Origin of the sequence: Paraburkholderia sp. MPAMCS5 (genome assembly GCF_036016995.1) — a bacterium.
In the GTDB taxonomy this organism is placed as follows: domain Bacteria; phylum Pseudomonadota; class Gammaproteobacteria; order Burkholderiales; family Burkholderiaceae; genus Paraburkholderia.
Map to the genome: position 1 here is coordinate 111,598 of NZ_JAYXBK010000003.1, position 13,712 is coordinate 125,309.

11 protein-coding genes and 2 pseudogenes are annotated in these 13,712 nt (G+C 59.8%); 6 read left to right on the forward strand and 7 right to left on the reverse strand.

Going from position 1 to position 13,712, the window contains the following annotated elements:
* Positions 1 to 3: 3 nt before the first annotated feature.
* Positions 4 to 609 carry a 2'-5' RNA ligase family protein gene (locus tag VOM14_RS08125; RefSeq protein ID WP_327628218.1) on the reverse strand — a complete coding sequence of 202 codons (606 nt, stop codon included), beginning with the start codon at positions 607 to 609 and terminating at the stop codon, positions 4 to 6.
* A gap of 228 nt (positions 610 to 837) precedes the next feature.
* Between VOM14_RS08125 and VOM14_RS08130 the strand changes: the two are divergent.
* Positions 838 to 1,041, forward strand: a pseudogene (locus VOM14_RS08130) (putative DNA modification/repair radical SAM protein); the annotation flags it as partial.
* Positions 1,042 to 1,095: 54 nt separating this feature from the next.
* Here the strand turns inward: VOM14_RS08130 and VOM14_RS08135 are convergent.
* Positions 1,096 to 1,956 carry a class I SAM-dependent methyltransferase gene (locus VOM14_RS08135; protein WP_327628219.1) on the reverse strand — a complete coding sequence of 287 codons (861 nt, stop codon included), beginning with the start codon at positions 1,954 to 1,956 and terminating at the stop codon, positions 1,096 to 1,098.
* 216 nt (positions 1,957 to 2,172) lie between these two features.
* Here VOM14_RS08135 and VOM14_RS08140 point away from each other — a divergent pair, with 216 nt between their 5' ends.
* From VOM14_RS08140 to VOM14_RS08150, 3 genes are all read left to right on the forward strand, one after another.
* Positions 2,173 to 2,448 (forward strand): low affinity iron permease family protein, encoded by a 276-nt coding sequence (locus VOM14_RS08140; protein ID WP_327628591.1) that lies wholly within the window; start codon positions 2,173 to 2,175, stop codon positions 2,446 to 2,448.
* Entirely contained in the window at positions 2,375 to 2,758 is a 384-nt protein-coding gene (locus tag VOM14_RS08145) for a low affinity iron permease family protein (protein WP_327628220.1), read from the forward strand. Before VOM14_RS08140 ends, VOM14_RS08145 begins: the two co-directional genes overlap by 74 nt.
* Positions 2,759 to 3,175: 417 nt before the next feature.
* Positions 3,176 to 4,405: a YncE family protein gene (locus VOM14_RS08150; protein ID WP_327628221.1), complete on the forward strand. Its 1,230-nt coding sequence runs from the start codon at positions 3,176 to 3,178 to the stop codon at positions 4,403 to 4,405.
* A gap of 307 nt (positions 4,406 to 4,712) precedes the next feature.
* On the opposite strand, the gene VOM14_RS08155 is transcribed toward VOM14_RS08150, so the two are convergent.
* Positions 4,713 to 4,967: a hypothetical protein gene (locus VOM14_RS08155; RefSeq protein ID WP_327628222.1), complete on the reverse strand. Its 255-nt coding sequence runs from the start codon at positions 4,965 to 4,967 to the stop codon at positions 4,713 to 4,715.
* Positions 4,968 to 5,225: 258 nt separating this feature from the next.
* On the reverse strand, positions 5,226 to 7,343 hold the full coding sequence (locus VOM14_RS08160) for an ATP-binding protein (protein ID WP_327628223.1): 2,118 nt from the start codon (positions 7,341 to 7,343) through the stop codon (positions 5,226 to 5,228).
* A 1,208-nt stretch (positions 7,344 to 8,551) separates the two neighbouring features.
* Between VOM14_RS08160 and VOM14_RS08165 the strand changes: the two genes are divergently transcribed.
* Positions 8,552 to 8,983, forward strand: coding sequence for a hypothetical protein (locus VOM14_RS08165; protein ID WP_327628224.1), 432 nt, complete (start codon positions 8,552 to 8,554; stop codon positions 8,981 to 8,983).
* Positions 8,925 to 9,707, forward strand: coding sequence for a hypothetical protein (locus VOM14_RS08170; protein ID WP_327628225.1), 783 nt, complete (start codon positions 8,925 to 8,927; stop codon positions 9,705 to 9,707). Before VOM14_RS08165 ends, VOM14_RS08170 begins: the two co-directional genes overlap by 59 nt.
* Before the next feature lie 242 nt (positions 9,708 to 9,949).
* On the opposite strand, the gene VOM14_RS08175 is transcribed toward VOM14_RS08170, so the two are convergent.
* The 3 genes and pseudogenes from VOM14_RS08175 to VOM14_RS08185 form a co-directional block, all read right to left on the reverse strand.
* Entirely contained in the window at positions 9,950 to 10,966 is a 1,017-nt protein-coding gene (locus VOM14_RS08175; protein ID WP_327628592.1) for an ABC transporter substrate-binding protein, read from the reverse strand.
* Positions 10,967 to 11,048: 82 nt separating this feature from the next.
* Positions 11,049 to 12,285 (reverse strand): annotated as a pseudogene (locus VOM14_RS08180) (porin).
* A 67-nt stretch (positions 12,286 to 12,352) separates the two neighbouring features.
* Positions 12,353 to 13,687: an MFS transporter gene (locus VOM14_RS08185; RefSeq protein ID WP_327628226.1), complete on the reverse strand. Its 1,335-nt coding sequence runs from the start codon at positions 13,685 to 13,687 to the stop codon at positions 12,353 to 12,355.
* Between the last annotated feature and the right edge of the window lie 25 nt (positions 13,688 to 13,712).

Here is a 13,712-nt window from a genome sequence, read left to right on the forward strand (position 1 = left end):
CCCCTAAGGCTCACCACCCTCAAGCGGCCAGCGCTCCAGCACAATGTGCCGCGTGCGCCCGAGCAAGCTGTGGATCAACGCAAAGCCACGCACATTCCAGCAGACCGGCTCGACCGGGCGCGCCGCAGCCCACGGCAAGCCATAAGCCAACGTCACGTGCGGCGTGTAGGCCAACGCCGCAGCAGCCGCGCGGGTCTCGATGCCGCAATTGCGCAACGCGTCCGCTAACGCGTCGTGAAGCGCGCGCAAACCGGCGACGCCTTCGCCTCCCGACAACACGAGCGGCCCCGGTCGCGGCTTCACAGCAAAGCTGACCACCGTTTCGAATTCGACAGTGAACGGCGCCATGCGAATCGACCCAGCCGCTCGCATCGCCGCGTCGACGCAAGCTGCCGGCAGCCCGCCGGCGAAAACACCGAGGTGGTGCAATGTCACATGCAAACGGCTCGCCGCGAGCGGCTTGCTCCGCGTGCGCGACTCCCCGCAAAGCCCCTGCGCAAGCTTTGAAATACTGGCCGCTGTATTGGTGTCGGGGAACACGGCGAAAAAGAGGCCGTCTGTTGGCGCTGGGGGCGCCTCCAACCCAGGCAACCACAGTTGTTCAGGCATCTTGCTGCGTGCTTGGAGCCGGCATTTACATGGATTCCTCTTCACGTTGAACTGACCGCGACCGCCAGTGCTCGCACCGATCGCGCCGCGGAACGTACCAAGAACTGCCTCGGACCACCGCACAAAAAACGCTTGCACTTCGCGACGGCCCACGTACACTACTGTACATCCATACAGTAGTGGCGGCAACGTGGAATTGCACAAAAACTCGAACTACCTGGTCCGCTCGGCGTCGAGGGACTGGGCACTTCCAGTGGCACTGGAATTTATCGCGGCTTCACGCCAGACCGACGCCGTGTGTCACTCCTGAAAATGCTGGCGCTCCCTTCTGTCTGTATGACTGTCAGTACTGCGTCAACCGGCGTTCGGGCAATACCCCGCACGCGCTTTACGCTGGAAGTGGTGGTCAACCTTCCTCTGGCGTTCTATCGCGCAACGACCGCATTGCCTGCACTAACGCCATGCACGCCGCGACACAAAAACAGCTTACGTATTGGCGATCAGCAACTCTTCGGCATTGTTCGGCGGACGCAGGCCATCCGTTCTCTGCGCGAAGTAGCGCCGCGTAAGATCGGCCGCCGACACATGCCGTGCTTCCGCAAAGCCGGCTTCCCTGGCAAGCGCCAGCATCTGCGGCGGCGTGAAGAAACTTTGGAAAGGCGTGCCGCTGGCGCGCGCGCCCTTTTCCGCCATTTCGAGTCCGGGTCGCACATCGGGGTCCGCCATCTCCAGCGGCAAGAGAAAGGTCATGGCGAGCGTCGATCCGCCCGCGAAGGCCGCGACCTGGCGCAGCGTGGCCGCGTTGGCATCGCGCGTGAGATACATGCTCACACCCGTCGAAACGACAACGGCTGGCTTGTCGCAGTCAAAACCCTCTGTCACGAGCCGGTCGTGCCACGCTTGTCCGGCCTCGAAATCCACTGGCACAAAGCGCAGCCACGGCGGCACGCCGAAGCCAAGCTCGATCAGCCGCTGGCGCTTCCACGCCTGCGAACCCGGCTGGTCGATCTCGAATACAGTGAGGCGCGAGGCAATCTCCGGTCTGCGCTGCGCGAAGCTGTCGAGCCCGGCGCCAAGAATCACGTATTGCGTGATCCCACGGCCGGCCTGTTCGATAACCAGATCTTCGATCAAGCGTGCACGAGCCACGATCGAAGCCCGAAACGGGCGCGTGAACTGCGGGTCCATATCGCCGCGCTCGCGCCAATCGTCGCCGGGAGCGAGAAGCTTCAGGCCGATTGTGTCGTCGAGGACATGAGGCGGCGCGTCCGCTTCCACATGCAGCGCACGCCATAAAGCGACGCGTGCGGCCGTGCTGTCGGGCGCCGCATCTCGCTGTTCGATCATGAGTTCATCCTCCTTGTTCGGATTCGCGTGATGCCCAACGCCAAACGCCGAGTCATGCGAGAAAGAATTGTTCGTTCGCCGCGTGTGCGCGCTCAAATGCAGTAATGCGAAAGAATATCACCGGCGCAACTTCGGGCAACGCACGAGAGCCCGCGCCGCCCGCCATGCGCCCATCGTTTGAGCCAGACCTACGACGGAGATTGCGATGAACGGCAAATGGCTCGCGAACTTCCCAGGCTATCCTTCCACGTCGACGTTCCACATCGACGTGTTGCCCAGGAAGTTCGAGGTCGGCGTCCTGCTCGTGACGATGTGGGGATCGCCGGGCCGCTTTCTCACTATGGCGACACGTGGCAACTCGTCGTCATTAGGTCAACCACGATCGTCACGTTCCGGATGGTTTTCATGATCTCAGAACATGCGAAACCGCGACGCGGCTGCGATGCAAATCAAACTCGACGAGTTGATGCGCCCGTTGGAAGGCGCGCGTAACGCGCTGCCCGATCTTGAAGAATTCGAAGAACAAGAAAACGGCCTGCACGAAGATCTGGCCATGAAAGCGCGGACCACGCTGCGCGCGGCAGACAGCAATACCGAATCGCCGTTTGTCGATACTCGCAATGCGCGCGAGGAACAACACCGAGGCGGCGAAAATGGCCACGTCATTGAAATTTTCTCTTCCAAACGGTTTGCCACCCAGCTTCCGCGATGTCGCAAAAGATCTCCTGAATCGCCGGGCGCGTTGTCCGGCTCAACAGGTCAATTCATCGTATCGAGGCCGCTCCATGTTCAGCCATTCTGAAAGGCTGATGCAGGGTCATCCCCGCGCTCACTCGACCTTCGCGCAGTTTCGATCGCAGTACCTTCAGGCCCTCTCGCCCTTTTCGGCGACTATCGGATTAGCGAACTGAAATTTCCAGGAGCGGCGAGATCACGCACATTCATACGATATCCCGACCATTAGATTTCTAACTACTTAATCGCGCTCGCCTAGTAGTTTCCATGAGTGAACATTGCACGGAATTGACACAAAATGAAATCCGTTGAGCTGTTCGCGTCGACGTGCCAGATGGATCTCAGCATCATGGAGATCGTGATTTTTTCGCAGTCCCGACTCGTAACAACGTCTGTCAGTGTTTCGACAACGTCCGTTTCATAAGGAGAGACCAGTAGCATTCGTTAGTTGTTCGAATTGTAAAGACAACATAGGAGATATTGAATGCACTTCTCAAAATTGGTGGGCGCTGCATTGGCGAGTTCGGCTTTTGTACTCGCTGGTTGCGGTGGCAGTGACCATATTTCAACGGGTCCGCACCTGGTGGCTGACATTTCGATTCCGAACGTAACGTCTGGCGTCAACTTCTCGTTCGATATCAGCACCGTTCTGGGCAGTCGCTTCTTTTTCACCGACCGGAACAATGCCGCGCTGGACGAAATCGATATCCCCAGCAAGAGCTTTGTTCAATCAATCAAAGGCAACGGTGGTCTCGCGTTTGCGGGCGTCGGACCTGGCCCAAGTTCGAAATCCGGACCTGATGGGGCGACGCCTGTCGGCAACCTCATTTATGTCGGAGATGTGAACTCCGTCAAAATTGTAGATCCCACGTCAGGGTCGGTTTCGAGCAACATCGGTGTCAGTACGACCGGCGTACGTGCCGACGAAGGATGTCTCGACGCGGTCCACGGCATGTTCATGATCTCAAGCCCCGAAGAATCGCCCCCGTTTGCCACGTTCATCAACACCACCACGCAAGCTGTGGTCGCGAAAGTGACATTTACTGATTCCGCCGGACAACCGACTGCGGGCCTCGAAGCATGCGTTTATGACCCAGCCAGCGATAACTTCTACGTCAACGTCGACGGCAGTACCGCGAACCCGCATGGTGAGCTGGTTAAGCTTCCCGGAGCCGCAATTCGCTCCATTCCTGCGGCCGGCGCACAAAACTACACTGCGCTCCAAGGTGTCGCAATGTATCCGGAGGGAAGTTGCGACCCTACGGGTCTCGCACTGGGACCGGGAACCGACATTGCCGTCGGCTGTCGGGAAGCCACGACGGGTGCACCGCTGCTGCTGCAAATCTTCAATCGCACAAGCGGCGCACTTGTGGCGTCGGTGAATGCGGGCGGGGGCGATCAACTCGCGTACGATGCTGCGACCAACCGTTACTACAATGCGTCCAGCAGATGGACGGCGTCTGGCAATGCCTCGACGAACGGAGCTTGTTCGGCAGCGTCGCCGTGCACACCGGTCCTCAATATCGTCGACGCCGGCACGAGAAGTGTGGTGACGCGCCTGAACACGGGCAACAATGCGCACTCGGTTGCGATTGATCCTGCGACCGGATTTGTGTTCGTGCCTTACTCGTCGGCAACCGCGCCGGCCGGTTGCCCGACATGCGCCGCAAATGGGTTTGTCAACGGAGGGGTGTCAGTCTTCGCATCTCACTGATGCAAGGGCCGCGCGACGAGCGCGGCTGTGAATGATTCGCGATTTTCCCGGTTGCGGCGCAGTGAGGGCATGATGCTTTTTTTACGTTCTATATGCTCACGCTTTTCCGTTTCTTCATGACCTTCGGCCCGCCTGTCCGGCGGGCTTTTACATTGGCGTGGCCTTTCGATTGGCGCGCTTCCCACAGTCGTTAAATCCTGACTATCCGGACAGGTCGTGCGGGTTATCGGGCAGGGTTGATTACTGCGAACGCCGCCTCAAAGACCCTCAAAGACCCTCAAAGACCCTCAAAGACCCTCAAAGACCCTCAAAGACCGTCAAAGAGGTCTGCGATGACAACGTCGTGCTGTTGCAGGGAAGGGATGGTGCCCTCGCGGATCTGCGATACAACATCCGAGGGGAGCCACGTAGCCTCGATCGCACCGATGCCGCTCTCGATAATCTGTTCGATGAAAAACGACTGCTTGCGCCCCGTGACTTCGGCGAGCAGCCGCAACCTTTGCTCGATCTGTGGTGTGACGCGTACTGCGACCACCTGTTTGCTTCCGGCGGTCCTTTTCACCGCGCGCTCCTTTCAATCAATATTCGTAGGCAGTGCTTCTACCACAGATCTGTCGGCCCCGCTCGAAACGCTGCCCGCTGTCGAAGCAAAGTTACTCAGCTCCGTGGCCGTGAAGATCGGACAGGCTACGCTCACCTTGTGCGTCCCGCCAGATCGATGGCGATGGCTTGCGTGAGCGCATAGCGTGCGATTTGTCAGCTCCAGGACTCGAACAAGCCGCTTTGGCAGCGCTAGCGGTAGCGGTCAACCCACAACGATTCACCCGGCAGCGTTACTTTCCTCGGCAATTCGCCCCATGATCGTGAGCAGTAATTCGATGTCCACTGGTTTAATCAGATGGCTGTCGCAGCCCGCAGCGGACGACCGGGCCATGTCTTCAGGCTGCCCGTATCCCGACACCGCGATAATCTTGAGCCGCTCGCGCAACAGTTGATGGTCCCTCAGACGACGAGCTACCTCAAAGCCGCTGATTCCTGGCAGACCCAGGTCAAGCAGTACGACGTGTGGGTCAAAGCAAGCGGCAATCTTCAACGCTTCTTCCCCGCTGTGCACCGTGCGAACGTCATGCGAGTTCAGAATCATTGCTAGCGACAGCGCAGCGTCAACGTTATCGTCGACGATCAACACTCGCAACCGCGCGCAGTGCGGCTGACCTGCGGCGAAGCCGCGCCTGGCTTCTTCCTTGCCCGGGCAGATGGGAAGGCGTACTTCGAACTCGCTGCCTCTGTTCCTGCCTTCGCTTCTAACGGCGATCGCGCCTCCATGCATTTCGGTCAGGGTCTTGCAAACAGAGAGCCCGATGCCGAGGCCTCCTCGGGATGGTTCACCGTGGCCCGAGCCCTGCACGAACAGATCGAAAACGTGGGGCATCGCGTCATCTGAAATGCCCACGCCCGAATCCGAGACCGTGACGCACACCTCATGCGCGACGACCGTTGCTGCAACAATGATGCGGCCGCCATCCTCGGTGTACTTGATGGCGTTGTCGAGCAGATTTGAAAACGTCTGTGTAATCCGGGCAGGATCTGCATTGACATAAACAGGTCTCTCCAGAGGCAGGCTGATGAGGTCCTGATGCCGCTGCACCGCGGCCGGCATCGCGATTTCCAGCGCATGCTCCAGTGCTTCCGCGATATCAAAGGTCTGTCGCTTCAACTCGATCTTGCCCGTGGTGATTCGCGACACGTCGAGCAGGTCGTCAATGAGATGCGACAGGTGGGCCGTCTGGCGCTCGATCACATTGCGCAGCCACTCCCGCCTGAGAGGATCGGCGCCGGCGCTGTGGCCCAGCAGATGGCCGGCGTTACGCACGGCGGCCAACGGGTTGCGCAGTTCATGCGCCAGCGTAGCCAGAAAGATGTCTTTCCGACGATCGGCGTCCTTCAGTTTCGCCTCTGCGTCAGCGCGCTCCGTCACATCGCACAAACTGCCAACAAATCGAAAATCGTCTTGCCCCACTGCCGGACCGAGATGACCGAACATTTCGACGGTCCTCAGCGCCCGGTCTGCTTTGCGATACAGCCGGAAAGCGACATGCACCGGCTCGCGAGAGAGCAGCCGGGACTGGAAATGGGACCGCAGCAGTTCGACGTCATCGGGATGGATGACCTGGGCCATGAACTCAGTTCCGGTCAACGGGCCCTGCTCCTCCGGTTGCCCGGTGATCTCGTACATCCGACGGTTTTCCCAAACGCCTTTGCGTGAGACGCCACACCACTCGAAGATGCCAATGCCCGCAGCGCTCGTCGCAACGCGCAGCCGTTCCTCCGTCGCCTGGAGCGCGGTCAGCGCCCTCTGGAGACCGGCCTGGGCCACCGACACCTCGGCTGCCTGACGCTGCATCCGCGCCTCGATGGCACTTTCGATAATTGCGCGGAAGGTGCGCTCGACTGTCTCGTGAGCACGCACGTGGACCTCCACGGTAGCCGCGCCTGTACCGAAGTAGCTGCGGATCTCTTCCTTCAAGCAACGCTGCAACGATTCAATGTTTTTAAACAGGTCGGTTACGCGCCATTGCGCGGGCAGGGATTTACCCGGCAGCTTGACACTGATATGCGCTAACAAGGACGGGTCGGTTTCGACAATCAGCAGGCCGGCGCATACCTCCTCCATGGCGAAAGCGAAATAACCTGCGAGTTGCGGGTCGCAACCGACATCGGTCTTTTCGCATTGTTCTGATGTTTCCGCTAACCAGCGCTTCATCAGTTGGTCACGGGTACGCGCGAGCCTGCGTGCGAGGCCGTTCAGCGTGGGTTTGACTCGCGGATCAAGAAAGCAGTCGCGCTTCCTGGCAACACCGCGGGGCGAAATGCGCGAGCCCACCCCTGCCGTGCCCGAGACGGCACGCCTGTCGCTACTCCGAAGCCTCTCTGTCATGGACTGCTTTCCAGGTTAGTAATCGAGGCTCTGACATGGCTGCCCGGTCTGTCCTGCCCAGCGCAATGCGCTCGCTAACGGGCGCCGGCCCTGTGCCAAACCACCTGCCGTCTGCGCCCAAACCGGCAAAAAAATGGCCGGGCGCCATTTCGACGGCCGGCGTCAACACGCACACTCGAAGTCAGGGATAGCTTGACTTTCGAGCTATACCTTAAAGCACAAGGCTGCGTATCACAATTGCTCTGCGCGAAAAACCACACCGACGACTCGCGGGTATTCGCAGGTGGACACGCGGTGCACCGGTCAGCGGCCCTTGGACTGCCGCACTATCATTAACTCATGCGCCCGGAAAAATCCTGATCCGACGAAACAGCCCTGAGCGCCCGCCGGATTCGCATGGTTCGGCTGGCGCTGTCGAAGCCAACCGCAAGCATGCCCAGGACACCCGAACGCACTACTCGAAACGCGCCGAGTGGTTCGCCGCGCGAAGGGAGACGCTAATGACCATGATCACGAGATGGGCGCCAATGCTTGGCGCAATATGCGTATGCTGCGTGGCCAATACGGCCAATACGGCCCACGCGGACGGCAACAACCAGCGCCTGAAACTGCTGCAACTGCAAACCTTGAATCGTATTGCGCCACAGGCCGCGCCGACCAGGAACAACACCTCGAACGACAACAATGGACGCCAGGATCGCGGGGCAGACGGTAGAGTGTCCCAGCCTCAGCCAGACAATCGCAGCACTTCCGTCTACGTGCCTGCTCGAAAGCCCTAGCTCGCGTCAACTGAGTGGCGTTCACCTCTTATCGTGCGCCCGGCGCGTTCGGGGCTTTTTGTGCGCGGCACGGCACCGCCGTGTCCTCTCCGGCGCGCCGCCGGACGACCCGCCTCGCCCTATGCGAAGGGAACGGATGTCGAATCCTGAAAGCGCGAGGTCTTCTGACGTTCAGAGTCAGAGCGGTCATTCGACGTGACCTCGCCACTGTAGAGAGCGAATGGCCAATGGAAAATATCGGCTGTTTTGCAGGACCGATTCTTGCTGAGCCGGCGTATCCCTTCTGGCGCATCGCAGGCCGCAATCATCTGTTCACGCCTTGTCGATGACTTATGTCAGTGCGCGTCCTGTAGAAGGCGAAACGGTGAGCAGTTCGACGGGCTCAGCGACGTTGTTGATTTATTTTGCTCCGACAAGGAGACGGCATTGATGACAAAGGCTTTGCGCTTGCGGTTAGCGCCGGCAGTTGTATTGGCGATCGGACTTGCCGGGTGCGGGGGCGGCGGCGATCCGGTCGGCACAGGTGCAGAGGGCGGCGTCATGAAAGCATCGCTAGCCGCCGCGAGCCCCACCGCACACGGTGGATCGACCTCTTCCGGAATCGTAAAACTTCAGCACTACCAGATTGACCCGGCGAAAGTTTTCGTCGCGGGTATCTCGTCGGGCGGTTTCGCCGCAGTTCAGATGCACGTTGCCCACGCTTCGACCTTCAAAGGGGCGGCAATCTACGCTGGCGGAGTGTACTGGTGTGCCGGCGCCGGAGGCGCCGCGACTGCTCTGGCCAATTGTGGCGGCTTGACGCTTGCCTCGAATCAGGCGTCGTACAAACAGCACGCTGACGGCATCCGAAGCGTATCTTGACGCGCAATCGTCCCTGGGGACCATCGACCCAGCGACCAATCTGCGTGGACAGCCCGTCTACCTCTGGTCCGGCACGCAAGACCAGGTCGTCAATCCGCTGGAGATGGCCGATCTCGACTCGGAATATCGGCGTTATGGGGCTAATGTTCACTTCGACAATGCGTTTCCCGCCGAGCACGGCTGGGAATCGCCTGACGGCGAACTTGCATGCGGCACGCTCGGAAGCCCCTACATGGTGCGCTGCCCAGCGAGCGGCGCGGTCTATGACTCGGTAAAAACGTGGCTGACGATGTTCCTCGGCCCATTGAAACCCCGCAACGATGGAAAGCTCTCGGGTACGCTGTCGGCGTTCGATCAAACGGAGTTCGGGGCATCGCAAAACCTTTCGATGAGTTCAACCGGAAGCGTTTTCGTTCCCAAAGCCTGCGCGCAAGGGAATAAATGCGGATTCGTGCTCGCTCTTCACGGCTGTCTACAGGAGGCGTCACTTATCGGAAACCGCTGGGTCACCGAGGCCGGCATCAACGAATGGGCCGACACGAACAAATTGGTGGTCGTCTATCCCGATACGATTGCGTCGTCTGCGCCGGGGCCCACCAATCCGAATGCATGCTTCGATTGGTGGGGGTACTCCAATCAATACGACCCGAACTATGCACTCAAGAGCGGCCTGCAGATGTCGGTGCTCTACGCGATGGTGCAGCGTGTGACGGGCCAACCATAGGATCGTCGTGAAACGCGATCGACTGATAGACCTTCCTGACTTCAGAAAACAGCTTGCGCGCTTCGAGCGTGGCGTGCAGACGCCCGCGAATCCGCTCCGATTGTTGTCATGATGTTAAGGCGTCCGTTTTATTAAGGCATGCTTTTTAATTTCGTCGAGACTTTCATTCCGGTCCTTTTCCTCCTGACGGAATGAGACGGGCGAGGCACCGGAACAGTCGTCACGGCGTCTCGCCGTTGAACTTATGATGGTGTGGCAGCGCTCACGAACTCGTTCGTGTAAGTCTTCTTCAGATCAATCTGCCTGGACTTGATGGCCGGATTCATCGTCGAAAGCACGGTCAGCACATTTTCCGGTCCGCCGGCAGGCATCTTTCCGTCCGGTGTATACATGGACAGGGTTGACTTCAACGCCTGGACATAAAGCGACTTATTGCCGCCGTAGTAGTCCTTGGGCATCTTGTCCGCGATCTCCTCGGCTGAGTGGGTGTGGATATACGCCATTGTGCGAGCAATCGCTCGCGCCAGACCGGTCGCCTCCGGCTTATGCGATGCCAGCCAATGCGCATCGACATAAAGACCTGTGAACGGATAGATGCCGCCTAAAGCCTTTTTTGTGCCTTCAACGGTGCGCAAATCCACCATGATGGAAGCATCGCCCGTTGCAAGAAGTCGCGACACGGTCGGCTCGGTCGTCATGCCGGCGTCGATCCGATGCTGCCGAACGGCGGCAATGAACGAGTTGTCCGCGCCGACCGGCAGCGTGGAATATTGCTGCGAGGTCACACCGCTTTTCAGCGCCATATAGCGTGTCAGGAAATCAGTCGATGAGCCCAACCCCGTCACGCCGAACGTCTTGCCTTTGGCATCCGCCATGCTTTTCATCGACGACGATTTCGATACGACCTCGACCTCTCCGGGAACCTGAAGGAAGGTCGCGATCGACTGAACTTCCTTACCCTTGCTCTGAAGGTCGATGGTATGGTCGTACGCTCCGGCCACGGCTTGCACCGGGCCGGCAAGCAATTCGTTCTCGGCGTCAACTCCTGAAGGCTGGGAAAGCAGTTCGACGTGGATCTTCTCGTCCTTGAAATAGCCGAGCTGGTCAGCGAGCTTGACGGGAAGATAGATGAACTTGGAAATGCCGCCGACCATGATGGAAATAGTCGGTGCGTCACCGGCCCATGCCGGCGATACATTGGCCACGCTCGCGAGTGCGACGGCGATGCTGAATGCAGTTTGCTTCGATAGCCTTTTCATGGTTTTTCTCTCTGGAATATTCTGCGGTGAATGCCGGAACGCGTTCGTCGGTCGCTCATTCATCTGACGAACGCGGCGCAACTCAGAACTTGTGTCGAATACCCACACGCAACGACATCTGCTTGTCCGTGGTGGACGGCGTCAATCCGGTGATCTGCGCGACCGCGCTCTGGCCGAGCGAATCGGTGCCGCTCGCCTTTTCGTAGACCGCGACGGTGTACACGTCCGTGCGCTTTGACAGGAAATAGTCGAGACCCGCGCTGAACAGGTTGTAGTTCGCGCCGCCCTTGCCGCCGGCGCCGCCATTGCGCGTGTAATCGAACGCGACACCCGCGAGCAGCGACGGCGTGATCTGATACTTCGCGTTGATTTCCGCGTTATTGAAGGCGGCTGCGCCGTTATAGCGCAGCGTGTTCGGTCCCGACGACGAACCCAGGTTCTCGAAGCGCGTGTTCGAATACGCGAGGTTCACGTTCAGCGAACCGAGCGTCACGCCCGCGCCCACGCCCGCGATCTCCAGCCGGTTCGCCGACGAATATCCGGCGAACACAGGGTTGCTTTCCGGACTCGTCGCGCTGCCGAAGCTCCCCAGGTTGTTGCTCGTGGCCGGTCCCGCATTCGGATTCGCGCCAAAGAACGACGTGTTCGGATTGCGGACGTTCAGGTATCCCGCGCCGATCGAAAAGAGGCCGTTCGAATAGTTCGCGCCCGCGCCCCAGATCCAGTTGTTCGAGAACGAACCGGCCGTGCCGCCGAGGTTCATCATGGCCTCGACGGTCAGCCCGCGATAGTTCGCGCTGCGGAACTTGATCGAATTGTTGATGCGGCGCGAGTTGAGCGCATTGTCGAGATCGCCCGGATGCGAGGTCATGTAGCCGCCCCACTGCGGCGCGGCGAGAAACGGGGCCGAACATGTCCACGACCGGATCGTACTGGCGGCCCAACGTCACGGTGCCGATCGGGTTGCTCAAACCAACGTACGCCTGGCGGCCAAACATCGCGCCGCCCTGATTCAGCACGCCATTGTTGCTGTAGAAGCCGCTTTCCAGCAGAAACAGCGCCTTCAGGCCGCTGCCTAGATCTTCGGCGCCCTTCAGGCCCCAACGGCTGCCCTGCAGTCCGCCCGAGCCGCCTTCGATCATGGCGATCTGACGGCCGCCCGTCAGCCCCGTCGCGGTTTTCGCGGTCTGCACGTTGTTGGTGTAGTTCAGACCGCTATCGACGATTCCGTAGAGCGTCACCGTGCTTTGCGCGTGCGCGACGCCTGCGACGCCCGCCGCTCCGCTTAGCATGACTAACGACATTAACGACTTCTTCATCAAGACATCTCCTGTGGTGATACGTTTATGGTTTTTCGATGCGCCGCGACAACGACAGCCGCGGCAGTTAGCGGCTCTGATTGGCAATCGCCCCGGCGGCCTGCGTTGAACGCCCTTCCTGGATGCGAATGAAATAAGTCATGAGGAACGAGGCGACGAGCAACGCCGACAGAAACAGCAAGCCCGGCGTCGCACTTTGCCCGGTGCCCTTCATATAGCCGATCGCGAACGGCCCCACAAAGCCGCCGAGATTACCGACTGAGTTGATCACCGCAATCGACACAGCCGCCGTCGAACGCGTGAGGAAAAGCGTCGGCAACGCCCAGAACGGCGACTTGAACGCATAGAGTCCGGCGAGGCTCAGGCTGATCATCGTGATCGACACATACGGATTCGTCGCGAGTCCGGCGCCGAGCAGCGCGAGCGCGGCAACCGCGAGAGGAATCGCCGAATGCAGGCGCCGCTCGCTACGTCGATCCGAACTGCGCGACCACAACACCATCACGATCGTCGCGAAGATATACGGCACCATCGCGATCAATCCGACCTGCGTGTGGGTCAGCGTCTTCGAAAAGCCCTTGATGATCTGCGGCATCCAGTAGCCGACGCCGAGACTGCCGCACTGATACACGAAGTAGATGAACGACAGATACAGCACCTTCGGATTCGCCATCACCTTCAGCGCGCCCAGATGTTTGGCGTCGGGGCGCGCCTTGCGGTCGTTCGCGAGTTCGTTGAGGAGCCAGTCGCGCTCTTCCGGCTTGAGCCATCTGGCGTCCGCCGGCCGGTCGGTCAGATAGAGGAAACACATGACGCCGCCGATCAGCGCCGGCGCACCTTCCAGCACGAGCATCCAGCGCCAGCCGCTCCAGTTCATCCAGTGCACGTTGTCCATGATCCACGTGCTCAACGGCGCGCCGATGATGTACGACACCGGAATCGCCGCCGTGAAGAGCGCGACGGTGGTCGCGAGCTCCTTGGCGCGGAACCAGTAAGTCAGATACACGATGATGCCGGGGAAGAACCCGGCCTCGGCGACGCCGAGCAGAAAACGCAGCACGTAGAGCTGCGTCGAGTTATGCACGAACGCGGAGACGACCGAAACAATGCCCCACGTCACGAGAATGCGCGCGATCCACACGCGCGCGCCGTACTTGTTGAGCAGAACATTGCTTGGCACTTCGAACAGAAAGTAGCCGATAAAAAAGATCCCCGACGCGAAGCCGAATGCCTCGCTCGTCAGCGCGAGTTCGCGGTTCATCTGCAAGGCCGCGTAGCCGATGTTCGCGCGGTCCAGATACGAAATGATGTACAGAATGAAAACGAACGGAATGATGCGCCAGGCGATCTTGCGCACGAGCGCGCGCTCGTCGATGGCCTGCGTGGGTTGCGTTGCTTGCATGTGTCTCTCCGCTGGCGGCACGCCG

Excerpts from the sequence above, each read along its gene's own strand:
- VOM14_RS08125 (WP_327628218.1), bottom strand. The coding sequence starts at position 609 with ATGCCTGAACAACTGTGGTTGCCTGGGTTGGAGGCGCCCCCAGCGCCA.
- VOM14_RS08135 (WP_327628219.1), bottom strand. The coding sequence starts at position 1,956 with ATGATCGAACAGCGAGATGCGGCGCCCGACAGCACGGCCGCACGCGTC.
- VOM14_RS08140 (WP_327628591.1), top strand. The coding sequence starts at position 2,173 with ATGGCTCGCGAACTTCCCAGGCTATCCTTCCACGTCGACGTTCCACAT.
- VOM14_RS08145 (WP_327628220.1), top strand. The coding sequence starts at position 2,375 with ATGCGAAACCGCGACGCGGCTGCGATGCAAATCAAACTCGACGAGTTG.
- VOM14_RS08150 (WP_327628221.1), top strand. The coding sequence starts at position 3,176 with ATGCACTTCTCAAAATTGGTGGGCGCTGCATTGGCGAGTTCGGCTTTT.
- VOM14_RS08160 (WP_327628223.1), bottom strand. The coding sequence starts at position 7,343 with ATGACAGAGAGGCTTCGGAGTAGCGACAGGCGTGCCGTCTCGGGCACG.
- VOM14_RS08165 (WP_327628224.1), top strand. The coding sequence starts at position 8,552 with ATGACAAAGGCTTTGCGCTTGCGGTTAGCGCCGGCAGTTGTATTGGCG.
- VOM14_RS08175 (WP_327628592.1), bottom strand. The coding sequence starts at position 10,966 with ATGAAAAGGCTATCGAAGCAAACTGCATTCAGCATCGCCGTCGCACTC.
- VOM14_RS08185 (WP_327628226.1), bottom strand. The coding sequence starts at position 13,687 with ATGCAAGCAACGCAACCCACGCAGGCCATCGACGAGCGCGCGCTCGTG.